Origin of the sequence: Blastococcus goldschmidtiae (assembly GCF_031845325.1) — a bacterium.
Taxonomy (GTDB): Bacteria; Actinomycetota; Actinomycetes; order Mycobacteriales; family Geodermatophilaceae; genus Blastococcus; species Blastococcus goldschmidtiae.
In genome coordinates this window covers 296,444-318,353 of the sequence record NZ_JAVREI010000001.1, presented here as the reverse complement: position 1 = coordinate 318,353, position 21,910 = coordinate 296,444, and the positions used below count along the sequence as shown (strand labels likewise).

General features: G+C 75.1%; 26 protein-coding genes. 10 read left to right on the top strand and 16 right to left on the bottom strand.

The window, feature by feature from the left end:
- Positions 1–23 precede the first annotated feature (23 nt).
- Positions 24–842, top strand: a complete 819-nt coding sequence (locus RM425_RS01535; RefSeq protein WP_311343419.1) for an MBL fold metallo-hydrolase — start codon at positions 24–26, stop codon at positions 840–842.
- On the opposite strand, the gene RM425_RS01530 is transcribed toward RM425_RS01535, so the two are convergent.
- Positions 826–1,917, bottom strand: a complete 1,092-nt coding sequence (locus RM425_RS01530) for a flavin-containing monooxygenase (RefSeq protein WP_311343418.1) — start codon at positions 1,915–1,917, stop codon at positions 826–828. The two genes, RM425_RS01535 and RM425_RS01530, sit on opposite strands and share 17 nt — an antisense overlap.
- 131 nt (positions 1,918–2,048) lie before the next feature.
- Between RM425_RS01530 and RM425_RS01525 the strand changes: the two genes are divergently transcribed.
- A complete protein-coding gene (locus RM425_RS01525; protein ID WP_311343417.1) occupies positions 2,049–2,402 on the top strand; it encodes a cupin domain-containing protein in 354 nt (117 codons plus the stop codon).
- On the opposite strand, the gene RM425_RS01520 is transcribed toward RM425_RS01525, so the two are convergent.
- The 5 genes from RM425_RS01520 to RM425_RS01500 form a co-directional block, all read right to left on the bottom strand.
- Positions 2,338–2,805 (bottom strand): DoxX family protein, encoded by a 468-nt coding sequence (locus tag RM425_RS01520; RefSeq protein ID WP_311343416.1) that lies wholly within the window; start codon positions 2,803–2,805, stop codon positions 2,338–2,340. The two genes, RM425_RS01525 and RM425_RS01520, sit on opposite strands and share 65 nt — an antisense overlap.
- Positions 2,802–3,302 (bottom strand): SRPBCC family protein, encoded by a 501-nt coding sequence (locus RM425_RS01515; RefSeq protein ID WP_311343415.1) that lies wholly within the window; start codon positions 3,300–3,302, stop codon positions 2,802–2,804. The genes RM425_RS01520 and RM425_RS01515 overlap by 4 nt, the downstream gene beginning before the upstream one ends.
- The gene (locus RM425_RS01510) at positions 3,299–3,652 is read right to left on the bottom strand and encodes an ArsR/SmtB family transcription factor (protein WP_311343414.1); all 354 of its coding nucleotides are present in this window, start codon (positions 3,650–3,652) and stop codon (positions 3,299–3,301) included. The genes RM425_RS01515 and RM425_RS01510 overlap by 4 nt, the downstream gene beginning before the upstream one ends.
- 82 nt (positions 3,653–3,734) lie before the next feature.
- Entirely contained in the window at positions 3,735–4,877 is a 1,143-nt protein-coding gene (locus RM425_RS01505) for an FAD-dependent monooxygenase (protein WP_311343413.1), read from the bottom strand.
- 26 nt (positions 4,878–4,903) lie between these two features.
- Positions 4,904–6,202 (bottom strand): amidohydrolase family protein, encoded by a 1,299-nt coding sequence (locus RM425_RS01500; RefSeq protein ID WP_311343412.1) that lies wholly within the window; start codon positions 6,200–6,202, stop codon positions 4,904–4,906.
- A gap of 72 nt (positions 6,203–6,274) precedes the next feature.
- Between RM425_RS01500 and RM425_RS01495 the strand changes: the two genes are divergently transcribed.
- The 3 genes from RM425_RS01495 to RM425_RS01485 are packed head-to-tail and all read left to right on the top strand — an operon-like array spanning position 6,275 to position 8,234.
- Positions 6,275–6,952, top strand: a complete 678-nt coding sequence (locus tag RM425_RS01495; RefSeq protein WP_311343411.1) for a DedA family protein — start codon at positions 6,275–6,277, stop codon at positions 6,950–6,952.
- Complete coding sequence (locus tag RM425_RS01490; protein ID WP_311343410.1) at positions 6,949–7,617, top strand: HAD-IA family hydrolase; 669 nt, start codon at positions 6,949–6,951, stop codon at positions 7,615–7,617. Before RM425_RS01495 ends, RM425_RS01490 begins: the two co-directional genes overlap by 4 nt.
- Positions 7,614–8,234, top strand: a complete 621-nt coding sequence (locus RM425_RS01485) for an alpha/beta hydrolase family protein (RefSeq protein ID WP_311343409.1) — start codon at positions 7,614–7,616, stop codon at positions 8,232–8,234. The genes RM425_RS01490 and RM425_RS01485 overlap by 4 nt, the downstream gene beginning before the upstream one ends.
- A gap of 112 nt (positions 8,235–8,346) precedes the next feature.
- On the opposite strand, the gene RM425_RS01480 is transcribed toward RM425_RS01485, so the two are convergent.
- The 4 genes from RM425_RS01480 to mftF all read right to left on the bottom strand — a co-directional run bounded on the left by RM425_RS01480 (position 8,347) and on the right by mftF (position 13,806).
- Positions 8,347–9,576 carry an SRPBCC family protein gene (locus RM425_RS01480; RefSeq protein WP_311343408.1) on the bottom strand — a complete coding sequence of 410 codons (1,230 nt, stop codon included), beginning with the start codon at positions 9,574–9,576 and terminating at the stop codon, positions 8,347–8,349.
- A 107-nt stretch (positions 9,577–9,683) separates the two neighbouring features.
- Complete coding sequence (locus RM425_RS01475; RefSeq protein WP_311343407.1) at positions 9,684–10,934, bottom strand: MFS transporter; 1,251 nt, start codon at positions 10,932–10,934, stop codon at positions 9,684–9,686.
- Between the two features lie 5 nt (positions 10,935–10,939).
- Entirely contained in the window at positions 10,940–12,226 is a 1,287-nt protein-coding gene (locus tag RM425_RS01470) for a multidrug effflux MFS transporter (protein WP_311343406.1), read from the bottom strand.
- 128 nt (positions 12,227–12,354) lie between these two features.
- Positions 12,355–13,806: a mycofactocin biosynthesis glycosyltransferase MftF gene (mftF, locus tag RM425_RS01465; protein WP_311343405.1), complete on the bottom strand. Its 1,452-nt coding sequence runs from the start codon at positions 13,804–13,806 to the stop codon at positions 12,355–12,357.
- A gap of 116 nt (positions 13,807–13,922) precedes the next feature.
- Between mftF and RM425_RS01460 the strand changes: the two genes are divergently transcribed.
- Entirely contained in the window at positions 13,923–14,921 is a 999-nt protein-coding gene (locus RM425_RS01460; protein ID WP_311343404.1) for an iron-siderophore ABC transporter substrate-binding protein, read from the top strand.
- A gap of 39 nt (positions 14,922–14,960) precedes the next feature.
- Here RM425_RS01460 and mftE read toward each other — a convergent pair whose 3' ends face one another.
- Positions 14,961–15,653, bottom strand: coding sequence for a mycofactocin biosynthesis peptidyl-dipeptidase MftE (mftE, locus tag RM425_RS01455; protein WP_311343403.1), 693 nt, complete (start codon positions 15,651–15,653; stop codon positions 14,961–14,963).
- A gap of 61 nt (positions 15,654–15,714) precedes the next feature.
- Complete coding sequence (locus RM425_RS01450) at positions 15,715–16,482, bottom strand: response regulator (RefSeq protein ID WP_311343402.1); 768 nt, start codon at positions 16,480–16,482, stop codon at positions 15,715–15,717.
- Positions 16,483–16,655: 173 nt separating this feature from the next.
- Between RM425_RS01450 and RM425_RS01445 the strand changes: the two genes are divergently transcribed.
- Together RM425_RS01445 and RM425_RS01440 are read left to right on the top strand one after the other, a co-directional pair.
- Complete coding sequence (locus RM425_RS01445; RefSeq protein WP_311343401.1) at positions 16,656–17,033, top strand: YchJ family protein; 378 nt, start codon at positions 16,656–16,658, stop codon at positions 17,031–17,033.
- Between the two features lie 37 nt (positions 17,034–17,070).
- Positions 17,071–17,550 carry a pyridoxamine 5'-phosphate oxidase family protein gene (locus RM425_RS01440; protein WP_311343400.1) on the top strand — a complete coding sequence of 160 codons (480 nt, stop codon included), beginning with the start codon at positions 17,071–17,073 and terminating at the stop codon, positions 17,548–17,550.
- A 14-nt stretch (positions 17,551–17,564) separates the two neighbouring features.
- Here the strand turns inward: RM425_RS01440 and mftC are convergent, their stop codons facing one another.
- Genes mftC through mftA form a run of 3 tightly spaced genes read right to left on the bottom strand, consistent with a single transcriptional unit; the run spans position 17,565 to position 19,269 of the window.
- Positions 17,565–18,815, bottom strand: a complete 1,251-nt coding sequence (mftC, locus tag RM425_RS01435; protein WP_311343399.1) for a mycofactocin radical SAM maturase — start codon at positions 18,813–18,815, stop codon at positions 17,565–17,567.
- On the bottom strand, positions 18,812–19,120 hold the full coding sequence (gene mftB, locus RM425_RS01430) for a mycofactocin biosynthesis chaperone MftB (protein ID WP_311343398.1): 309 nt from the start codon (positions 19,118–19,120) through the stop codon (positions 18,812–18,814). Before mftB ends, mftC begins: the two co-directional genes overlap by 4 nt.
- 32 nt (positions 19,121–19,152) lie before the next feature.
- Positions 19,153–19,269: a mycofactocin precursor MftA gene (gene mftA / locus RM425_RS01425; RefSeq protein WP_311343397.1), complete on the bottom strand. Its 117-nt coding sequence runs from the start codon at positions 19,267–19,269 to the stop codon at positions 19,153–19,155.
- 123 nt (positions 19,270–19,392) lie between these two features.
- On the opposite strand from mftA, the gene mftR reads away from it, so the two are divergent.
- Both mftR and mftD read left to right on the top strand, forming a co-directional pair.
- On the top strand, positions 19,393–19,995 hold the full coding sequence (mftR, locus tag RM425_RS01420) for a mycofactocin system transcriptional regulator (RefSeq protein ID WP_311343396.1): 603 nt from the start codon (positions 19,393–19,395) through the stop codon (positions 19,993–19,995).
- Positions 19,996–20,136: 141 nt separating this feature from the next.
- A complete protein-coding gene (gene mftD, locus RM425_RS01415; protein WP_311343395.1) occupies positions 20,137–21,372 on the top strand; it encodes a pre-mycofactocin synthase MftD in 1,236 nt (411 codons plus the stop codon).
- An 8-nt stretch (positions 21,373–21,380) separates the two neighbouring features.
- Here mftD and RM425_RS01410 read toward each other — a convergent pair whose 3' ends face one another.
- Positions 21,381–21,905: a hypothetical protein gene (locus RM425_RS01410; RefSeq protein ID WP_311343394.1), complete on the bottom strand. Its 525-nt coding sequence runs from the start codon at positions 21,903–21,905 to the stop codon at positions 21,381–21,383.
- Positions 21,906–21,910: the final 5 nt, after the last annotated feature.

Genomic DNA, 21,910 nt, shown 5'->3' with positions numbered 1-21,910 from the left:
CCGTCCCCGGGTAGCCCGGATTCATGGTCGACCCCGCACCTCAGCCCACGGACGACGTGACGATGACCTTCGTCGGCAACGCGACGATGCTGCTCCGGCTCGGCGGGTTCACCCTGCTGACCGACCCGAGCTTCCTGCACCGCGGGCAGCGCGCCTACCTGGGCAAGGGCCTGTGGACCAGGCGGTTGACCGACCCGGCGATGGAGCCGGGCGAGCTCCCGTCGCTGGACGCCGTCCTGCTCTCGCACATGCACGGCGACCACTGGGACGACATCGCCACCCGCAGCCTGGACAAGGCCACACCGGTGGTGACCACCCAGGCGGCCGCGCGGGCGCTGGGGCGCAAGGGCTTCACCGCGACGTCGGACCTGCGGCCCTGGCAGCAGCACGTCCTGTCCGCCGGCGACGACGACGAGCTGCGGATCACCTCGGTACCGGGCGTCCACGGGCCGGGACCGCTGGCGAAGGTGCTCCCGCCGGTGATGGGCAGCGTGCTGGAGCTGGTGCGGGGCGGCGAGGTCGCCTGGCGGGGATACATCTCCGGCGACACCCTCTACCGGCCGTTCCTCGGCGAGGTGCTGGAGCGCTGCGGCCCGCTCGACGTGCTCATCCCCCACCTGGGCGGCACCAAGGCGCTCGGGTTCACGGTCACCATGGACGCGCGCCAGGGCGCCGACCTCGTGGAGTTGTTGCGGCCGCCGGTCACCGTGCCGGTGCACTACGACGACTACGACCGGTTCAGGAGCCCGCTGGGCGACTTCGTCGCGGAGGTCGGCCGCCGCGAGCTGCCCGGGAGCGTCCGGACGGTGCAGCGCGGCGAGACGATCAGTCTGCGCGCCTGAGCGGAGCGTCGGCACGCAGCGCCGCAGCGATCCGGCGCGCGGTCCGCCGGGCGTCCCGGTCCACGCCGTCGATCAGCGAGCTGTTGACCCGCGTCTGCCACGGCAGGCCCATCCAGTGCAGCCCGGGCAGCGGGGAGGCGCCCTTCTCGTGCCGGGGCGAGCCGTCGTCGGCCAGCGCGCCCGGCACGTCGATCCACGCGGTGTCGGACTCGAAGCCGGTGCACCACAGCACGCTCCGCGGCCGCAGCGACGTGCCGTCGGCCAGGCACACGCGCGGGCCGTCCGCGGCCACCACCGGCGAGGCGTGCAGCCGCACGGCGCCGGCCCGCACCGCCCGGCGGAGCTGCCGGCCCAGCACCGCCTCGGGGCGCGAGCGCACGAACCGGCCCACCGGCGTCCCCGTCCCCGCGTTGAGCACGCCACTCAGCAGCAGCCACCAGTAGATGCTCACGCCCAGCAGTCGCTCGGGCAGGAAGGGCGGCACCACCGGTGCGGCCACGGTGACCTCGTGCCGCCCGGCGAGCTCCAGCGCCAGCTGAGCGGCGGAGTTGCCACCGCCCACCACGAGCACCGGCCCCTCGGGCACGTCGCCGGGCCGCCGGTAGGACGACGAGTGCAGCTGGTGCACGGACCCGTCGAGGTCGTCCGCGGCCGCGGGCACCCGCGGCCGCCCGTAGGCGCCCGTCGCCACCACCACGTGCCGTGCGCGGACGGCACCCTGCGGGAGCTGCGCCACGAACGCCCCGTCGTCCAGCGCGAGCAGCCGCACCGGCGCCGCCGTGCGCACCGACAGGCCGTACCGGGCCACGTACGCCGCCAGGTAGTCGGCCATCTCGAGCCGGGACGGCGTCGCCGTCGGCCCGGGCGGGAAGGGCATGCCCGGCAGCGAGCTGAACCGGCGCGGCGTGAACAGCTGCAGGCTCTCCCAGCGGTCGCGCCACACCTGGCCGACCGCGTCGGCGGCCTCCACCACGAGGACGTCGTCGATGCCTGCCCGGCCCAGCCAGTGCGCCGTGCCCAGCCCAGCCTGCCCGGCGCCCACCACGAGGACGTCGACCACCGGCTGCCCGTTCATCGTCCCCATCCTCCCCGGTTCCCCCGGCGTCAGACCCGCCGACGCCGTGCGCGGCCGGCTGCTCGACCGCCGCTGATCCCGGCTCACGCCCCGGGGCGTGAGCGGGGAACGGCAGGGGTACCCGGCGTGCCGTGAGCGAGCACACGGACGGCGTGGACAAGATCACGGTCACCTCGGCGGGGACCGGTGAGATGGGCCAGCGGTACCTGGCCTCCGGGTCCCGGGTCGCCATGCGACTGTGGTCCGGGCAGCCGACCAGCAGCGGCAAGCCGCAGGCGGCGCGCGAGTACGAGACCGTCGGCTACGTCGTCTCCGGTCGGGCACGGCTGGTGACCGGCGCCGAGACCCTCGACCTCGGGCCCGGCGACTCGTGGGTCGTACCGGCCGGCGTCGAGCACACGTACGAGATCGTCGAGGAGCTCACCGCGGTGGAAGCCACCGCCCCGCCGGCGCGGGAGGCCGGCCGCGACGCCCCGACCGGCTGACGGATCCGGCTGGCGCGCGGAGGTCGTCCCGTCGGAACCAGGCGACCACCGCGGCCCCGACGAGGAGGGCGATCGTCAGCGCCGGGCCGACCTCCAGGACGAGCACGTTCGTGAGCGTCGCGCCGGTCATCAGGCCGACCAGGCCGACCGCCGCCCACCCGGCCACGGGCGGAAGGAGCAGCCCGACGGCAGCGGCGAGCTCCAGCGCCCCGACGAGGTGCCGGAGCCACTGGCCGGCCCCGATGTCGGCGAACATCTCGACCATCGCGGCGTCGCCGGCGAGCTTGGCCGCACCGGCCGCGGCGAACACCGCTGCCAGCCCCAGCCGCAGCACCCGGAGGGCGATCGTCCGCGGGCGTGTGCTCCCCCGGTGCCGTCGGTCGACGGTGGCCGTGGCGGTCACCGTGCGCCGCCCTCGTCGCGGGCGAGGAGGTCGTCGAGCTTCTCGTAGCCCTCGGTGACGCCGGCCTCCATGCCGCTGGCGACGAAGCCGTCGCGGCCCTCGAACGAGTCGACCAGCGACGTCGAGGTGAGCCGGGTGCGCCCGTCGCCCAGGTCCTCGAGGAGGAGCCGCTCCAGGGCGACGTCGTCCGGCATGCCCTCGAAGGCGAACGTCTGGACGATGAGCTCGTTCGCGCGCACCTCGTGGAAGACGCCGTTGAAGCCGTAGTCCTCGCCGTCCTGCGACATCACGTAGCGGTAGGAACCGCCGGTGCGGCAGTCGTACCGGTCGATGCACATCTCCATGCCCTTCGGCCCCGTCCAGCGGGCGAACAGCTCCGGGTCGACGTGCGCCCGGAACACCTTCTCCGGCGGGGCGTCGAACTCGCGCACGATCCGGACGAGGGGGACGTCGGGGTCGACGAGGATCTGGGTCTCGTGGTGCGTGGTGCTGGTCATGACGTGGTTCCTTCCTGGGCTGGGGGGCCGGCGTCCGGCATGTCGCGCAGGACGTCGTCGAGACGGCGGTAGCGCTCCTCGGCCTGCCGCCGGTACCGCTCGATCCACTTCGTCATCAGGTCGAACACCTCGGCCTCGAGGTGCACCGGGCGGCGCTGGGCCTCCCGGCTGCGGCTCACCAGGCCGGCGTCCTCCAGCACCTTGAGGTGCTTGGAGACGGCCTGGACGGTCACGTCGTAGGGCGCGGCGAGCTCGTTGACCGTGGCATCGGCGACCGCGAGCCGCGCCACGATGTCCCGCCGGGTGGGGTCGGCCAGCGCCGAGAACACCCGGGAGAGCGGATCCGCCACCGTGTTCCTCCTTTTCAACCTTCCGGTTGAAGAAGACGGTAGACCGGAGCGCCGACCTTGGTCAACCGGTTGGTTGAGAAGATCAGCCGAGCCGCGCCGGGACGTCCCACTGCAGGACGTCGTCGAGCTGGCGGCGGGTGAGCAGGTCCGGGGTCCACCGGATGACGTGGTCCCGCGCCGCGCTGCTGAACCGCCCGTCCAGCTGGGCGATCCTCCCGATCTGGGCCGAGCGTCGCGCGATGCGCCGGGCCCGCGGACGTCGTGCGCGGTCGTAGGCGGCCAGCCCGGCGTCGACGTCCGCGCCGGCCGGGAGGAGCACCGCCCCGAGCGTCGCCGCATCCTCCAGCGCCTGGCAGGCGCCCTGCCCGAGGTTCGGGGACATGACGTGGGCGGCGTCCCCCAGCAGCACCACCCGGCCCCGGACGTAGGACCGCGGGTGCGGGAGGAGCTCGTACACGTCGTGGCGGAGCACGGCGCCCGGATCGGTGGCGCGGAGGACGTCCGGCACGGGGGCGTGCCACCCCGAGAACCTGCGGAGCAGCTCGGCGTGCTCGCCGTCGGGCGACCGACCGCCCTCGGGGGCGTTCGCCGTCGCGAACCAGTAGATCCGTCCGTCCGCCAGCGGCACGATGCCGAAGCGTTCCCCGCGCCCCCAGCTCTCGGTCGCCCCATCCGCCACGGCGGTTCCCGGGCCGGCTTCCATCACGCCCCGCCACGCGGTGTACCCGGCGTGGACCGGCCTCGGTCTGCCGCCGGTGACGAGGCCGCGCGTGCCACTGGCCGCCCCGTCCGCCAGCACGACCAGGTCCGCACCCAGCTCCTCCGTGTCGTGGCGGACCACCAGCGGTCCGCCGTCCCCCGCCCTCACCTCCGCGACACGGGCACCCGTCATGACCGTGCCCGGGACCAGGGCCTCCAGCAGAACGCGCTGCAGCGAGGCGCGGTGCACCGCTACGAGCGGGGCGCCGTACCGCTCGGGGTAGGCGGCGGGGTCGCTGCGCGACAGCCAGCGACCGTTCCTGGCGCGGATCCCGCCGGGCCCCGGAAGCCGGCCGGCGGGAAGCTCGACGCCCAGCGCGCCGAGCGCCCGCACGGCGTTGGGGAACAGGCTGAGCCCGGCGCCGAGCGATTCCAGGTCGGCCGCGCGTTCGAGCACCCGGACCGACCATCCGGCCAGCTGGAGACCCCGGGCCGCGGCCAGACCGCCGATTCCCCCGCCCACCACGACCGCACGCGGTGCGCGGCCCGGGGTCACCGCCCGGCCAGCCGGGCGGCGCGCTCGGCGACGTCGACGCGCAGCGCGGCGGCATCCACGCGCGTGGACCGGCCGTCCTGCACGACCTGGCTGCCGCCCACCCACACATCGCGGACGTGTCGGCCGTCGGCGGACCAGACCAGGTGCGCGAGCAGATCGGCGGCGTCGCCGACGGGCTCGAACACGAGGTCCCGGGTGTCCACGTGCACCAGGTCGGCGCGGCGGCCGGGCGCCAGCACGCCGAGGTCGGGGCGGCCGATCGCGTCGGCCGCCGCCCCGGTGGCCAGCCAGAACGCCTCGGCTGCCGTCAGCGCCGTCGCCGACCGCTCGCGCAGCCGCGCCATCGACGCGGCCAGGCGCTGGTCGGCGAGCAGGTCCAGGGAGTCGTTGGACGCCGGGCCGTCGGTGCCCAGGCCCACCCGGATGCCCCGGTCGAGCATGTCGCGGACGCGGGCGACCCCGCTGGCCAGCTTGGCGTTGCTGGCGGGACAGTGCGCCACGGCGACGTCGTACTCGCGCCACAGGTCGAGGTCGCCGTCGTCCATGTGCACGCAGTGCGCCGCGAGCACCCGTCCGCCCAGCACGTCGTGGGCCGCCAGCAGCGAGGGCACCGACAGGCCGTGCGCGGCGAGCAGGTCCTCCCCCTCGGTCGCGGTCTCGGCGACGTGCAGGTGCAGCAGCAGGCCGTGCTCGCGTGCCGCGGTGGCAGCGTCGCGGAGCACGGGGAGCGGCACGGTGTAGGCGGCGTGCGGACCCAGACCGAACTCGACCGTGCCGTCGTCCGGAGCACCGGCGGCCAGCGCGACGGCGGCGCGCAGCTGCTCCTCCATCGGTGGCATGCCCGGCAGCGGGAGCAGCGGCGTGGCGATCACGGCGCGGGCACCGGTGACGCCGACGGCGGCGGCGATCCGCTCGGGCTGGAAGTACATCTCGACGCTGGTGGTGATCCCGTTGCCCAGCATCTCGGCCGATGCGGCGGTCATCGCGACCTCGACGTCCTCGGGGGTGAGCCGGGCCTCCCGCGGCCACATCACCTCGCGCAGCCAGCGGTCCAGGGGCAGCCCCTCGCCCTGACCGCGGAACAGCACCATCGGGGCGTGCGAGTGGGCGTTCACCAGCCCGGGAGTGAGGACGCCGGGCAGCGCGACGGTCTCGGCACCGGGCTGCGGCGGGGCCTCGGCGGCCGGGCCGATCCACTCGATCGAGCCGTCCAGGGCGTCGACGACGGCATCGGGGACGACGGTGCCGGCGCGGTCCCCGACCACGGCGGCGCGGGCGGTGAAGCGCTGGCGCATACCTGGCGACGCTAGCCGCGCCGTCGGTCGGCGTCGCGGCAGCGCACCGGAGCCGCCGATACCGTGGGCGGCATGGACCTGCTCGCCGCTGCCGCCTCCGACGAGGGTGGGATCACCGGATTCCTGCTGGACCTGGTCAACTCGCTCGGCCCGGTGGGCGTGGGGCTGGCCATCCTGGCCGAGACCGTCATCCCGCCCATCCCGAGCGAGGCCGTGCTCGGGCTGGCCGGAGTGCTCATCAACGACGGCGAGATGAACATCGTGCCGGTCGTCCTCTTCGCCACCCTGGGCTCGCTGCTGGGCGCGGTGTTCTTCTACTACGTCGGCCGCGCGCTGGGGCCCCGCCGGTCGCACGCCTTCCTCGACCGGCTGCCGCTGGTGGAGACCGGGGACGTCGACAAGACCTTCGAGTGGTTCGCGCGGCACGGGCGGTCGGCGGTGTTCTTCGGCCGCATGGTGCCGATCGTCCGCAGCTTCATCTCCGTCCCCGCGGGCGTCGTCCGGATGCCGATCGGCCAGTTCCTGCTGTTCACCGCCGGCGGCAGCCTGATCTGGAACAGCGTGCTCATCGGGCTGGGCGTGGCGGCGGGCGACTTCGTGCAGGACAACCTGCACTGGCTGGACTACGCGCTCGTCGTCGCCGTGGTCGCGGCGGTGGCCTGGTTCACGTACAAGAAGGTGACCGGGCGGCTGCGCCGTCCGCCGGCGGCCGCGGCGTACCTGCCCCCCGACGAGCGGGACGAGGCGTGACCCGCCTGCGCCCCGCGGTCGTCGCGTTCGACGTCAACGAGACGCTGCTCGACCTGGCACCCGTCCGCGCCACGCTGGTGGAGGCCGGCCAGCCGGAGTCGCTGCTGGGCACCGTCTTCGCGCGCACCCTGCTCACCGGCTTCGCCGCCACCGTCGTGGGCGACTGGTGCTCCTTCCGCGACGCGTTCGACTCCGCCCTGGCGCAGGAGAGCCCCCTGCCGGCCGACACCCGCGCCACGGTGCTCGACGCCTTCGCCGAGCTGTCACCGCACCCGGACGTGGAGCCGGCGCTGCGCCGGCTGACCGAGGCGGGCGTGCGCGTGGTGACGCTGTCGCACGGCTCCCCCGGCGTGGCCCAGGCCGGCCTGGCACGTGGCGGCCTCACCCCGCTGGTCGCGGCGACGCTGACCAGCGAGGCGATCCGCGCCTGGAAGCCGGCCCGCGAGGTCTACCTCTGGGCCGCGGGCCGGTGCGAGGTGGCCCCGGAGCGCCTGGCGCTCGTCGCCTCGCACGGGTGGGACGTGCTCGGCGCCCAGCGGGCCGGTCTCACCGGCGCCTGGTTCCCGCGCAGCGAGCGGGTGTACCCCGCGGTCTACGAGGCGCCGCACGTGCAGGCCGACGACCTCCTCGGCGCGGTCGAGGGGCTGCTGGCGCTGCCCGCATGACCGAGCTGGTCGACACGCCGCTCGGCCCGGCGCGCGTGCTCAGCGCCGGCGACGGAGCCGCCGGCACGCTCGTGCTCGGGCACGGTGCCGGCGGCGGCTCGGAGTCGGCCGACCTGACGGCGGTCGCGGCCGAGGCGGTGGACGCCGGGTGGCTGGTGCACCGGGTGGACCAGCCGTGGCGGGTGGCGGGCAAGCGGATCGCGCCGGCGCCGCCGCGGCTCGACGAGGCGTGGGGCGCCGTGCTGGACCGGCTGCGGTTGACCGACCGGCTGCCCGGCCGGCTGGTGCTCGGCGGCCGCAGCGCCGGCGCGCGGGTGGCCTGCCGGACGTCGGCCGCCGAGGGCGCCGCGGGAGTCCTGGCACTGGCGTTCCCCCTGCACCCGCCGGGGAAGCCGGAGAAGAGCCGCGCCTCCGAGCTCACCGGCGTGGGCGTACCGATCGTCGTGGTGCAGGGCGAGACCGACGCGATGGGCCGCCCCGAGCACGTCGCGGCAGCGCTGGCCGGCCAGGGGCTCGCGTCGGTGTACGCGGTGCCGGGCGATCACTCGCTGAAGAAGAACCCCGGCCTCGTGGCCGCGGCGGCGCTCTCCTGGCTCACCGAGGTGCTCCCGGGCTGAGCTCAGCCGTTGCACCGCCCGACAGGGCGCGCGGATGCGCCGTCCACAGCTCCGGAACGACGCATCGGCGCACCCTGTAGCAGGTCCGTGCGACGTCTACGCGGTGCGATGTCTACGCGGTGCGACGGCGCCGGCGACGGCGGACGAGCAGCACCAGCGCGGCGAGTGCGGCTGCGGCGCCCACGACGGGTGCGTAGCGGCCGGCCGCGCTCGCGCCGGAGACCTCGAGGAGGTCGATCGGCTCCGGCCGGGCGGGAGCGCTCGACGCTGCGGGCGTCGCCGGACGCGGTCCGGCCGACGGGACGCTGCGGACCGGCGCGCCGGTCGCCGGGCGGGACGGTGGCGCCGACGTCCCCGTCGGGGGTCCGCTCGGCCGCCGGGCGCCGGCACCAGCCGGGGCCACGTCCGGGATCGGGGCCGTCGAGGCGGGAGCCTCCTCGGCCTTCGCCGGCGCGGCCTTCTTGGCCGGCTCGGCCTTCGCGGCCTGGGCCTGCTTCGCCGGCTCGGCCTTGGTGGTCACGCTCTTCTTCGCAGGCTCGGCCTTCGCCTCGGGCGCAGCCGCCTTCGCGGGCGTCGTCCCGGCGGACGCCGCCTTCTTCGCCGGAGCGGCCTTCGCGGGAGCGGCCTTCGCGGGAGCGGCCTTCGCGGGAGCGGCCTTCGCGGGCTGAGCCTTCGCGGCCGGGGCCTTCTTCGCCGGAGCCGCCTTCTCGACGGGCTCGGTCACCTTCTCGGTCGCGCCGGCCGCGGCCTTCTTCGTGGCCGCCGCCGCCTTCTTCACGGCCGTGGCCGCAGGGCCGTCGGCGGGCAGCTGCTCGACGGAGGCCGCGACCTCCTCGATCGCGCCGGTCGCCGTGGCCGCGGCCTTCGCCACCGGCCCAGGCGAACCCACGACCGGCGCGGGGGCACCGAGCTGGGCGGCCAGCTTGTCCGAGAACTGGCCGAGCAGTTTGTCCCCGACGTCGGTCATGACGCCGCGGCCGAACTGCGCCGGGCGCCCGGTGATGGTCAGGTCGGTGACCACGTCGACCCGCGTCCCCGAGCCCTCGGGCACCAGCACCGCCGTGATGACCGACGCCGCGGTGCCATTGCCCCGCTGGTCCTTGCCGCGGGCCTCGATGACTGCGCGGTGGGCGGCGTCGTCCTTCTCGGTGATCGAACCCCTGCCCTGGTAGGTCAGGTTGATCGGCCCGAGCTTGACCTTGATCGAGCCGGTGAAATCGTCGCCGGACACGGAGTCGAGCACGGCACCCGGCATGCACGGGGCGATCCGCTCGATGTCGAGCAGCACCCGCCACGCCTCGTCGACGGGCAGGGGCACGCTGAACGAGTTCTCCAGTTGCACGGCTGGATCCTCCTGAGGCTGCGTTTCACCGGACCCACGCAGGGCCCCGGCCGGGACGGACGGGTACGCACCGGCGGCTGCCCGACGCTACCGCCCGGCCCGCCCCCTCATCGTGCGGCGCGAGCGGGCTGGGCCGGGTGGGGCAGGTGTTCCGGCAGCGCACCGGCAGCTCGCAGCTCCCGTCGGCGCAGGACGCCCGAGGCGGCGAGCGCGAGCAGGCCCGCGGCCGCCAGGCCCGCACCGAGCAGGCCGGGTGCGGTGTACCCGTGCCCCGCGGCGATGACCAGCCCGCCCGACCACGCGCCCAGGGCGTTGGCGGCGTTCAGGGCCGAGTGGTTGAGCGCCGCTCCCAGCATCTGCGCCTCGCCGGCGACCTCCATGAGGCGCATCTGCAGGCAGATGACGAGGGTCGAGGCGCCCGCACCGAGCAGGAAGATCGCCGCGACGATCGTGACCGGCGTCCGGGCCGCGAGCGGGACCAGCGCCAGGAGGACGCCGGTCACCACGTTCGCGCCCACGAGCGACCGGAACAGGGCCAGGTCGGCGAGCCGCCCGCCGAGCGCCGTCCCCACCACACCACCGGTGCCGAAGGCGAGCAGCACCAGCGGGATGGAGCCGCGGGACATCCCGGTGACCTCGGTGACCAGCGGCGCGACGTAGCTGTAGACGGCGAACATCCCGCCGAACCCGACGACCCCCACCAGCAGGGTCAGCAGCACCTGCGGACGGCGCAGCGCGCCCAGCTCGGTGCGCACGGTCGCCGCGCGGTTGCCCGGGGACGCCGGCACCACCGTGGCGACGGCGACGATCGTCAGCGCGCCGATCACGACCACCGCCCAGTAGGCGCTGCGCCAGCCCAGCTGCTGCCCCAGCCAGGTCGCCGCCGGCACCCCCGCCACATTGGCGACCGCCAGCCCGAGCATCACCGAGCTGACCGCCCGTCCGCGCAGGTGCGGCCGCACCAGCGAGGCGGCCACCAGGGACGCCACGCCGAAGTAGGCGCCGTGCGGGACCCCCGCCACGAAGCGGGCCGCCAGCAGCGAGCCGTAGCCCGGCGCGACCGCGGTGAGCACGTTGCCGGCGATGAAGGCGACCATGAGCCCGATCAGCAGGCCGCGGCGCGGCAGGGTGGTGCCGAGCGCGGCGATCACCGGCGCACCCACGACGACGCCGAGCGCGTACAGCGAGATCACGTGCCCCGCGGTGGGGATGTCGACGTCGATGCCCTCGGCCACGTCGGGCAGCAACCCCATCGTGACGAACTCGGTGGTGCCGATCGCGAAGCCACCGAGGGCCAGGGCGACGACGGCGGCGGCCACGCGTCCCGGCGACAGCGCGGGGCGGACCGGGTCGATCACGCCGGTCAGTGGACCGCAGCCGGCTCTGCGGCGTCGTCGACGGGCAGCCGCCACGGGCGGACGACGACGACCAGGAGGACGATCGCCAGCCCCAGGGCGGTCACCACGACCGTGCCGATGGCCACCGCGTCGTTGCCGAGCAGGCCCACGACCGGCGAGACCAGGGCACCGACGCCGAACTGGACCGCCCCCAGGAGCGCCGCGGCCGTGCCGGCGGCGTCGCCGTGGCGGGACAGCGCCAGGGCGGGGGCGTTGGGCAGGGCCAGGCCACAGGCGAAGAGCACGGCCCACAGGCTGAGCGCCACGGCCCACAGCCCGCCGGTGCCGGTGGCGGCCAGCGCCACGAGCACGACGCCCGCGACCGCCCCCGCCACGGTTCCCGCGACGAGGACCTGCGCCGGGGACCAGCGGCGGAGCAGCACCGGGTTGAGCTGCGTCGCGGCGATGAGCCAGAAGGCCCCGGCGCCGAAGAGCAGGCCGAACTGCTGCTCGTCCAGGCCGAACTCGCCCTGGTAGACGAAGGCCGATCCGGACACGTAGCTGAACAACCCGGCCATCGTCAGTCCGGCGACCAGCACCAGGCCCACGTAGGGGCGGTCACGGAGCAGCTCGCGGTAACCGCGCAGCGTGCCGGCGACCCCGCTGGACCGGCGGCGCTCCGGCGGCAGCGTCTCCGGGAGCAGCCGCGCGCCCACGACGACCATGACCAGGCCGTAGGCCGCCAGCAGCGCGAAGATCCCGCGCCACGAGCTGAACCGCAGCATCTCCCCGCCGATCGTCGGCGCGAGGACCGGCGCGGCGCCGAGCACCAGGAACAGGCGGGAGAGCATCGTGGCGGCCGCCCGGCCGTCGTAGAGGTCGCGCACGATGGCGAGGGCGATCACCGCCCCGGCCGCCGTCCCGACGCCCTGAAGCACCCGGAGCGCGCCGAGCACGGCCAGGTTCGGCGCGATGATCACGAGCAGGGACGCCAGCACGTGCAGAGCGGTGCCCGCCAGCAGCGGGCGCTTCCGCCCGATCGCATCGGACACCGGGCCCAGCACCAGCTGCCCGAGGGCGAGCCCGATCAGGGTGCCGGTCAGGGTGAGCTGCACCGCCGCCGACGTCGTCTCCAGCTCCCGGGTGATGGTGGGCAGCGCCGGCAGGTACATGTCGATGGTCAGCGGCCCGATGGCCACGAAGGCGCCCAGGACGAGGGCGGTGCGGGCCCGGCCGGGCGGCTGCACCGGCAGTGGGGACGCGGACGCCGGCAGCGCCGGTGCCAGCGCCGGCCGGTCGTGCAGGGTGGTCACAGGTGGTCCTTCGGGAGCGCGACGGAGCGGGGACCCACGCTGGCCGGGCCGCAGTACGAGGGCTCCAAGTCGAGACGGTCACCGCGCATTCCGGGCCGGCGCGGAATCACCGGCAGTTCACCTGGCCGTCATCCGCGGGGCGGCCGGGGCGGGCGGGTCGGGCGGGTCGGCAACAGCGCCCGCGCCGAGCGTGCCCGCAGCGCCCCCGCCCACAGCCCGGAACCGTAGGCGAGGTCGTCGAGCCGGCGCGCCACCAGGTGACGGACCGGTCCGGTCCGCCGCCGGTGCGGCAGCCAGGCGAGCAACCCGTCGGCGACGGCCAGCAGCAGAGCTCCCCGCCGGGCACGGCGCGAGACCAGGGCCGCGATCAGCGTCAGCGGCCAGTGGTGGCGGGTGACCGACCGGGACAGTGCTCGCGCGGCCGCACCGGCGCTGCGCCCGACGAGGAAGACGGCCAGCCCCACCCGCGGGCGCTCGCCCGGCCGCGCGAGCCGCCCGGCCAGCCGAGCGGCCCGCACGGCCAGCGTCGCCAGCCCCGCGGCCCGCCCGGCCCGGCCGCCACCGGCGACCAGCGCCACGGCCGCCGCCAGCTCCGGGGCGATCACCAGCGGCGACACGAGACTCCCGTGCCGGGCCGCCAGCAACGCGGCCCCGGTGCCGTAGAACGCCCGGCGGCGCACCCACTCTCCCGTTCCGGTCGGGTGCTGGTGCGCCACCTCGGCGGACGGGTCGTACCGCACCCGCCAGCCGGCCGCGGCCAGCCGCCACACCAGGTCGACGTCCTCCGCCACCCGCAGCGCCTCGTCGAAGCCCGCCCCCAGGGCCGACCGCCGGCACAGCAGCGCCGCGCTCGGCACGTACGACACGCCCGACAGCGGCCGCACCGGAGCGGCACGCTGCCCCATGTCCAGCGCGCCGTCCACCGCCTCGTGGTCCGCCAGCCACCCCCGGCCGGGCAGCCCGACGATCCGCGGCGCGACGATCGCCAGCCGGGGATCGGCCAGGTGCGGCAGCAGCGCGGTCAGCCAGCCCGGCCGCGGCACGCAGTCGGAGTCCAGGAAGGCGACGAACGGGGTCCGGACCGCTCGCAGCCCGGCGTTCCGCGCCGCCGCGGGGCCGCGCGCCTCCTCGTGCCGGACGACGACGACGCCCTCGGCGCGCACCGGGGTGGCCGATCCGTCGTCCACCACCACGATCGGCAGAGCGGCGGTGCCCGGACCGGCACGCAGGGCGGCGAGCAGCCGGGCGAGCTCGGCCGGCCGGTCCTTGACCGGCACGACGACGGTCACGTCGGCACCGCCGTCCCCGGCTGATCCGGCCGCGAGATCGGGATGCGCCAGCCCCGCGTCCAGCAGGCTGGCCGCGAGGGATGCGGTGGCGGCGTCCCGGACCACCAGCCGGTCGCCGGTCAGCAGCTCGCGCGCCCGCGGGGCCAGCCGCAGCAGCCGCAGCGGCGAGCCACCGAGCAGCGTCGCCCCGCCGTCCCGGCGTCGGGTCCGCGGATCCAGGCGGACGGCGAAGCCGTCGGGCAACCGGTCCTCCGGTGCGACGCCGAGCGCCGCCGGTGCCGATCCGTCCACCGCGCCAGTCTCCCCCGGCCCTCCTCCCGGCCCGACCGGGGCGGGGCGGGGCGGTGGGCGACACACGACGGCACTGTGGTTAGGTCAGCCTTACCTGATCGTTCGAAGGAGCTCGCATGTCCCCCCGTCCCTTCCTCCGCGGCGCCGCAGTCCTGGCCGCCGCAGCACTCGTCGTCACGGGTTGCGGTTCCGACGACGACACCGGCAGCAGCGCCGGTGGCGACGGCGGCAGCAGCTCATCAGGCGCCTTCCCGGTGACCGTGTCCACCGCCTTCGGCGACGTGGAGATCGAGGAGGAGCCCACCCGCGTCGTGGCCCTCGGCTGGGGCGACGCGGAGACGGCGCTGGCCCTGGGCGTGCAGCCGGTCGGTGCCAGCGACTGGCTGGCGTTCGGCGGCGAGGGCGTGGGCCCGTGGTCCGAGGGGCTCTACGACGAGGCCCCGGAGATCATCGGGACGATGGAGCCGAGCTTCGAGGCGATCGCCGCACTGGAGCCCGACCTCATCCTGGACACCAAGTCCGCCGGCACCCAGGAGCGCTACGAGCTGCTCAGCCGGATCGCGCCCACCGTCGGCATGCCCGAGGGCGTCGACGCGTACCAGACCACGTACGAGCAGCAGCTCGAGCTGGTCGGCCAGGCGCTCGGCCGGACCGACGAGGCCGAGGAGCTCGCCGCCGACGTGGCCCAGGCGTTCGACGACGCCGCCGCCGCACACCCCGAGTTCGAGGGCACCGAGGTCGCCGTCGCCGCCTTCACCTCCGAGGGCTTCGGCGCGTACGTGCAGGGCGACGCCCGTGTCGACTTCATGGAGGAGCTGGGCTTCGTCAACGACCCGGAGATCCAGGAGCAGGCCACGGACAGCTTCTTCGTCGGCGTGAGCGAGGAGCAGGTGTCCCTGCTGGACGCCGGCCTGACCGTGGCCTTCCCGATCGGCACGGAGGCATCGGAGTTCACGTCGAACCCGCTGTGGCAGGCGCTGCCCTCGGTGCAGGACGGCCGGGTCGTCGTCCTGGACGACCCGGTGCTGGCCAACGCCTTCTCCATCGGCACTGCTCCGGGCATCCTCTACGCGCTCGAGGAGACCGTGCCGATGTTCGCCGAGGCCCTCTCCTGAGCCGGCCCGCCTGAGCACCGGACCCCGTCGGACGACTCCTCAGCCGAGCCGTCCGGCGGGGTCCACCTGCCACTCCCGCACCGCGGCGATCAGCCGCCCGGCCAGCTCGGCCACGAGCTCCACCCCCTCGGCGGCCGAGGCGCCGGCGGGGTCGCCGAGCACCCCGTTCGGGCTGACCGCCCGCACCCCCTCGGCGCGCAGCCGGGGCAGGATCTGCGCCAGCGGCGCCGTCTCCCCCGCCACTGCGGCCGCCTCGCGCACCCCCCGGGGTTCCACGTGCAACATCAGCGACGTCTCAGCGCGCCCGGCGTGGGCATCGCCACCCGGCACACCGCACGCGAACCAGGCCACGTCCCGCCGCTCGGACCGCAGCAGCGGCACCGCGGCCCGCAGTGCCGCCAGGTTGCCGCCGTGACCGTTGACCACCAGCAGCCGCGGCGCCCACCGGCAGGCCGAGCGCCCCAGCTCCACCAGCAGTCCGGTCAGCGCCTCGGTGCCGATCGAGACCGTGCCGGGGAAGCCCTCGTGCTCGCCGCTGGCCCCGTAGGGCAACGCGGGACCCAGCAGCGCCCCGTCGAGCCCGGGCAGCGCGGCCCGCGCGACCGCCGTCGCCACGGCGGTGTCCGTGGCCAGCGGGAGGTGGTGCCCGTGCTGCTCCACCGACCCGAGCGGGACGACGAGGAGCGGGGCCTCGGGGACGTCCGGCCAGACGGCACCGGCGAGCTCGGTCACCGCGGCAGCCTAGGCGCCGGGGACAGCGACCCCGGCACCGATCCGGGCCGCGGTGCAGGCCTCAGACGGCCGGGGACACCTCGTCGGGGACGAGGACGTCGTCCTCCAGCTCCTCGGCGAGTTCGGTGAAGACCCGGCAGGTCCGGTCCAGATGCTCGGCGGTCAACCGCACGGCGTCCACGCCGGCGACCTCGCCGGCCCGCGCACGCTCCTCGAGCGACCGCAGGGTCGCGGCCAGGGCGTCCGCCCCGAGCGTCGCCGCACCACCGGCGAGCCGGTGCGCGGCCGCCTCCAGCGCCGCGGCGTCCGCAGCTGTGACCGCCCGCTCGACAGCGGCCATCCCGATCGGCGCGCTCGCCACGAAGGTGCGCAGGAGCCGGGCGGTGAGCGCCCGCTCCGCCTCCTCCTCCACGCCGGCGACGTCACCGAGCCGACGGCGGACGACGTCCTCGAGCTCGTCGGTGGTCGTTCCCGCGGCCTCGTCGATCGCCCGGGCCAGGTCGGCCAGGCTGCAGGGCTTGGCCAGGTAGGTGGCCCCGAGGGACCGGCCGGCCGCGACGTCGCCGGGCAGCGCCCTACCGCTCAGGAAGATCACCGGCAGGTCGGCGCAGCTCGGGTGCTCCCGCAGCGCGTGCACCAGGCTCAGACCGCTCCCCCCGGGCATGAACATGTCCGTGACCACGACATCGGGCTCGAAGACGCCGTCCAGCACGGTCGTCGCCTCGTCGGCGGAGGACGCCGCCCGGACCCGGTAGCCCGCCCAGGACAGCCGCCGCTCGAGCATGAGGCGGGTCGTGTCCTCGTCCTCGACCACGAGCACCTTCACCACGCTGCATCTCCCTGGTTCGACGGCATCGACCGGGAACTCCGGCCGGGTCGGGGCCCTGCGGCGCCCCGACGTCCTCCCGTGTCATCGGCAGACCGGCCGCTCCCCTACAGCGCACGTCCCTCGCCAGCCCACCCGAGGACGGGACCCGCGTCGGGGCGGGCAGACTCGGCGGCATGGCGAACCGGCGCTGCCCCTGCGTAACGGGACTTCCCTACGCCGAGTGCTGCGGCCCACTGCATGACGGCGCCACGGCGGCCGCTACCGCCGAGCAGCTGATGCGGTCCCGGTACAGCGCCTTCGCCGTCGGGGACCCGGACTACCTGCTCGCCACGTGGCACCCGAGCACCCGGCCGCCGTCGCTGGAGCTGGATCCCGGCGTCCGCTGGGTGGGGCTCGACGTGCTGGCCACCGACGGCGGCGGACTGCTGGCGGCCGACGGGACCGTCGAGTTCACGGCGCACCGCATCGCGGACGGCGAGCGGGGCGCGCAGCACGAGGTCAGCCGCTTCGTCCGCGAGCAGGGCGCCTGGCGGTACCTCGACGCGGTGTGAGGGTGTCGGGGCCAGCGACCGTGGGAACGGATCCCCCATGAGCGCAGAGGACACCCGCAAGGTCGCCGAGCTGCTGAAGGACCAGCGATTCGGCTTCCTCACCACGACCACGCCCGAGGGCAAGCTGACCAGCCGCCCCATGACCCTGCAGGAGGTCGAGTTCGACGGTGACCTCTGGTTCTTCGCCGAGCGCGGCTCGCACCCGGTGGAGCACATCCGGGCCGCACCCCAGGTGAACGTGGGCGTGGGCTCCGGTGGCACCTGGGTCTCGCTGACCGGCCGCGCCTCCGTGGTCGAGGACGTCGCGAAGAAGAAGGAGCTGTGGAACGGCGGGGTCGAGGCCTGGTTCCCGCAGGGCCCGGAGGACACGTCGGTCGTCCTGCTGCGGGTCGAGGGCGACTCGGCCGAGTACTGGGACAGCCCCGGCGGTCGGCTGGCGACCGCCTTCAGCTTCGTGAAGGCCAAGGCCACCGGCGAGCGGATCGACGCGGGCGAGAACGAGAAGGTCGACCTCTAGGCCGGCGCCCCGGCTCAGCGCAGGTCCAGACCCGCCAGCGGCGACTCGTCGCAGATCTTGGCGGGGATGGGCGGGATGCCCAGCAGCGTGGGCTGGCCGCGCACCGGCCCGCTGTGCGAGTGGTCGATGTGGCTGCGCGGGGTGACCAGCTCGAGGTCGCGGGCGGCCAGGGCGGTCTCGCCGTAGCCCTGCACGCACTCGGGGTCCGGACCGTCCAGCGGCAGGCCGGTGAAGAACTTGGCCGCCATGCACCCGCCGCGGCAGGCGTCGAAGTGCGCACACTTGGTGCAGGCGCCGCCGGTCTGCGGATTGCGCAGGTCGGCGAACAGCTCGCTGGACTGCCACACCCGCTGGAAGCCGCCCTCGTCGCGGACGTTGCCGGCGAGGAAGTTCTCGTGGATGGCGAACGGGCAGGCGTAGACGTCGCCGACCGGGTCGATCAGGCAGACCACGCGCCCCGCGCCGCACAGGTTCAGGCCTGGCAGTGCCTCGCCGAACGCCGACAGGTGGAAGAACGAGTCACCGGTCAGGACGCCGTCACCGTTGGCGAGCAGCCACTGGTACAGGTCCTTCTGCTGGGCCATCGTCGGGTGCAGCTCGTCCCAGACGTCCGCCCCGCGGCCCGACGGCCGCAGCCGGGTGATCCGCAGCTGCGCGCCGAAGGAGTCGGTGAGCGCCTTGAACTCGTCGAGCTGCCCGGCGTTCTCCCGGGTGACGACGACGGAGACCTTGAAGTCCTTCATCCCGGCCTCGGCCAGGTTCTCCAGCGCCCGGATCGCCGTGGCGTAGGAGCCGGTGCCGCGGACGCGGTCGTTCACCTCGGCGGTGGCGCCGTCCAGGGAGATCTGCACGTCCACGTAGTCGGTGCGGGCCAGCTGCGCGGCGCGGGTCCTGTCCAGCTTGATGCCGTTGGTGGAGAACTTGACGCCGACGTCGTGGGCGATGGCGTAGTCGAGCAGGTGCCAGAAGTCCGGGCGGACCGTGGGCTCGCCACCGCCGACGTTGACGTAGAAGACCTGCATCCGCTGCAGCTCGTCGATGACCGCCTCGGCCTCGGCGGTGGAGAGCTCGCGCGGGTCCCGCCGTCCGGAGGAGGACAGGCAGTGGGCGCACGCCAGGTTGCAGGCGTAGGTGAGCTCCCACGTCAGGCAGATGGGGGCGTCCAGGCCGTACTCGAACTGGTCGATCAGCCGGCCCCCGACGGGCCGGTCCGGGGTGGTGGGGCGGGCGGAAGGCGGAGTGCGGGACGGCAGGACGGCGGTCACGGGGTCCCCTCGGGATTCGGTTCGATCATCTGGGAGCGGGCGAGGTCGGCCAGCGCCTTCTCGTAGGCGGGGCGCTGGGCCTCGCCCACGCCGCAGGCGACGAGCGTGGCGCTCGCGCTCGGGTGGTCGGCCAGCGCCTCGACGACGGCGACCAGGGTCTTCGACTTCAGGAAGGACAGCTTCCGGTTGCCGAAGTGGTAGACCAGCGCGCCGAAGGGCTCGGGCCGCAGCGCGACCGAGCGGGCGCGCCGCCAGGGCGCGGCCGGGTCGAACGCGACCTCGGCAGGGGACACCGCCGTGGTCACCGGGGCGCCGTGCGAATCGATGTGCCGGCCGCTCAGTAGACGCCGCACATGCCGTCGATCGAGACCTCTTCGACCAGCGACTCCTCGACCAGGGTCTCCTCCGCGGCGGGGGCCGGGGCGGCATCGACGTCGGCGTGGGTCTCGGGCATGGCGCACTCCTGGTGATCGCAGTCACGGACGGATGCAGGGAGGCTAATGACACCCGGTGCCACGCGGCAACCGGGGGCGCGCGATCCCTCGGTGGCCGCCGGCGGAGCGGGCACAATGCGTCCGTGACCGCCATCGAGACCGCCGCGACCGGCGTCCCGGCCGAGGGCACGCGTGCCCGGGTGGAGCGGGCGGCGCTGGACCTCTTCACGCTGCGCGGTTTCGAGCGGGTCACCACCGACGAGGTCGCGGACGCGGCGGGCATCAGCCGGCGCACGTTCTTCCGCTACTTCGCCACCAAGGCCGACGCCGTCTGGGGCGATTTCGCCGCGCACGTCGCTCGGCTGGAGGGGCTGCTCGACGCCACCGCCCCCTCCCGGCCCGTGCTCGCCGCGGTCTGCGCGGCCTACGTCGAGGTCAACGACTACGCGGCTCGGGAGCTGCCGCTGCTCCGCGAGCGGATGCTGCTGATCCTGACCGAGCCGGCGCTGCTCGCCCACTCGCAGCTGCGCTTCGCGGAGGTCGACCGGGTGGTGGCCCGGTACGTCGCCGCACGGTCGGACGCCGCGCCCACCGACCTGGTGCCCCGGCTGGTCGCCGCCACCACCCGGACCGCCGCGACGACGGCCTTCGAGACGTGGCTGGCCGACGAGCACTCCGCTCTCGGCGGCCACCTCCGGCAGGCGTTCGCCGAGCTCACCGCCGGTTTTCCGAGCCTGTCCCGCTGAGGTCTCTCCCCCACAGGTGTGGCGCCGATCTCCCTGCCTGCGGGTAGCCTGGCACTCAGTGCCACCGGCCGGTCCCGGCTGGTGCGGCAGATCAGGTGGCCTCCCGGCGCACGGGGCGGCCCGGCGACAGGAGAGCAGCAGATGGCGAATCCCTGGTTCGAGTCAGTGGCGGAGGCGCAGCGGCGCGCCAAGAAGCGCCTGCCCAAGGGGGTCTACGGCGCGCTGGTCGCCGGCTCCGAGCGGGGGCTGACCACCGAGGACAACCTCGCCGCGTTCGCCGAGATCGGCTTCGCACCGCACACCGCGGGCCTGGCCAACGAGCGCAACATGGGCGTCACGGTCATGGGCCAGGAGATGTCCATGCCGGTGATGATCAGCCCGACCGGCGTGCAGGCCGTGCACCCCGACGGCGAGGTCGCCGTCGCCCGCGCCGCAGCCAACCGCGGCGTCGCGATGGGCCTGTCCTCCTTCGCGAGCAAGCCGATCGAGGAGGTCGTGGCGGCCAACCCGAAGACCCACTTCCAGATGTACTGGGTCGGCACCCGCGACGAGATGCTCGCCCGCATGGAGCGCGCCAAGCGCGCCGGCGCCGTCGGCATGATCGCCACGCTGGACTGGTCGTTCGCCTACGGCCGCGACTGGGGCAGCCCGTTCATCCCCGAGAAGATCAACTTCGAGGCCGCGCGCCGCTACGCCCCGCAGGTGCTGCTCAAGCCGCGCTGGCTGCTCGACTTCGCGAAGACCGGGAAGATCCCGGACCTCAAGGTGCCGAACATGGTCGCCACCCCCGGCGAGGAGGCGCCCACCTTCTTCGGTGCGTACGGCATGTGGATGCAGTCGCCGATGCCGACCTGGGAGGACGTCGCCTGGCTGCGCTCGCAGTGGGACGGGCCGTTCATGCTCAAGGGCGTCATGCGGGTCGACGACGCCAAGCGCGCGGTCGACGCCGGCGTCACCGCGATCTCCGTCTCCAACCACGGCGGCAACAACCTCGACGGGACGCCGGCCTCGATCCGCGCCCTGCCCTCGGTGGCCGCGGCGGTCGGCGACCAGATCGAGGTCCTCCTCGACGGCGGGATCCGCCGCGGTGGCGACGTCGCCAAGGCCCTCGCCCTGGGCGCCAAGGCCGTGATGATCGGCCGCGCCTACCTGTGGGGCCTCGGCGCCAACGGCCAGGCCGGCGTGGAGAACGTGCTGGACCTGCTGCGCGACGGCCTCGGTTCGGCCATGGTCGGCCTGGGCAAGGCGAACGTCGGCGACCTCAGCAGCGACGACCTCGTCATCCCGGCCGGCTTCGAGCGCCAGCTGGGCGACGTCGCCGTCGCCAACGCCACGCTCAGCACGTCGCCGGCGGCGTCCCGCACCCGCGAGGCCTGACCGCGTCGTCAGTGCGCCGGTGGCGCGCCGGGGGCGAGGAGCTCCGCCCGGGCACGCATCCGGTTGCGCAGCCAGGGGTGCCCGGCCGCGGCGGCCAGCCACACGGGGACCGTCACCCACACCCACGCGGGACCGGTGAGCGCCACCCCCGCCGCCAGCACGGCCGTCACCACGAACGTCGCCGGCGCCCAGTACCGCTGCCCCTCGAACACGCGGAGGTGGTCGAGGGCGATGTCGTGCGCCGCCTCGCGCTCGTCGGGATCCTCGGGTACCGGCCCGCGCGACGCCGCCCGGCGTACGCGGCGGCCCACCGCCCGCGGGGACCGGTCGTCCGGGTCGTCCGCGCGCCGCTGCCGATGGGCGAACGCCACGACCGCTCCCGCCACGAGCCCCACGACCACAGCGCGCACGAGGACCTCGGCCCAGCTCTCGTCCCGCACGAGCACGCCCCAGAGGACGACGACCGCGAAGAACGTGACCACCGAGACCACCGTCGACCGCCAGGCAGGGGCATCCAGGAGTCGCGCGCGCATCCCCC

Excerpts from the sequence above, each read along its gene's own strand:
- RM425_RS01535 (WP_311343419.1), top strand. The coding sequence starts at position 24 with ATGGTCGACCCCGCACCTCAGCCCACGGACGACGTGACGATGACCTTC.
- RM425_RS01530 (WP_311343418.1), bottom strand. The coding sequence starts at position 1,917 with ATGAACGGGCAGCCGGTGGTCGACGTCCTCGTGGTGGGCGCCGGGCAG.
- RM425_RS01515 (WP_311343415.1), bottom strand. The coding sequence starts at position 3,302 with ATGACCAGCACCACGCACCACGAGACCCAGATCCTCGTCGACCCCGAC.
- RM425_RS01500 (WP_311343412.1), bottom strand. The coding sequence starts at position 6,202 with ATGCGCCAGCGCTTCACCGCCCGCGCCGCCGTGGTCGGGGACCGCGCC.
- RM425_RS01495 (WP_311343411.1), top strand. The coding sequence starts at position 6,275 with ATGGACCTGCTCGCCGCTGCCGCCTCCGACGAGGGTGGGATCACCGGA.
- RM425_RS01485 (WP_311343409.1), top strand. The coding sequence starts at position 7,614 with ATGACCGAGCTGGTCGACACGCCGCTCGGCCCGGCGCGCGTGCTCAGC.
- RM425_RS01460 (WP_311343404.1), top strand. The coding sequence starts at position 13,923 with ATGTCCCCCCGTCCCTTCCTCCGCGGCGCCGCAGTCCTGGCCGCCGCA.
- RM425_RS01445 (WP_311343401.1), top strand. The coding sequence starts at position 16,656 with ATGGCGAACCGGCGCTGCCCCTGCGTAACGGGACTTCCCTACGCCGAG.
- RM425_RS01440 (WP_311343400.1), top strand. The coding sequence starts at position 17,071 with ATGAGCGCAGAGGACACCCGCAAGGTCGCCGAGCTGCTGAAGGACCAG.
- mftA (WP_311343397.1), bottom strand. The coding sequence starts at position 19,269 with ATGCCCGAGACCCACGCCGACGTCGATGCCGCCCCGGCCCCCGCCGCG.
- mftD (WP_311343395.1), top strand. The coding sequence starts at position 20,137 with ATGGCGAATCCCTGGTTCGAGTCAGTGGCGGAGGCGCAGCGGCGCGCC.
- RM425_RS01410 (WP_311343394.1), bottom strand. The coding sequence starts at position 21,905 with ATGCGCGCGCGACTCCTGGATGCCCCTGCCTGGCGGTCGACGGTGGTC.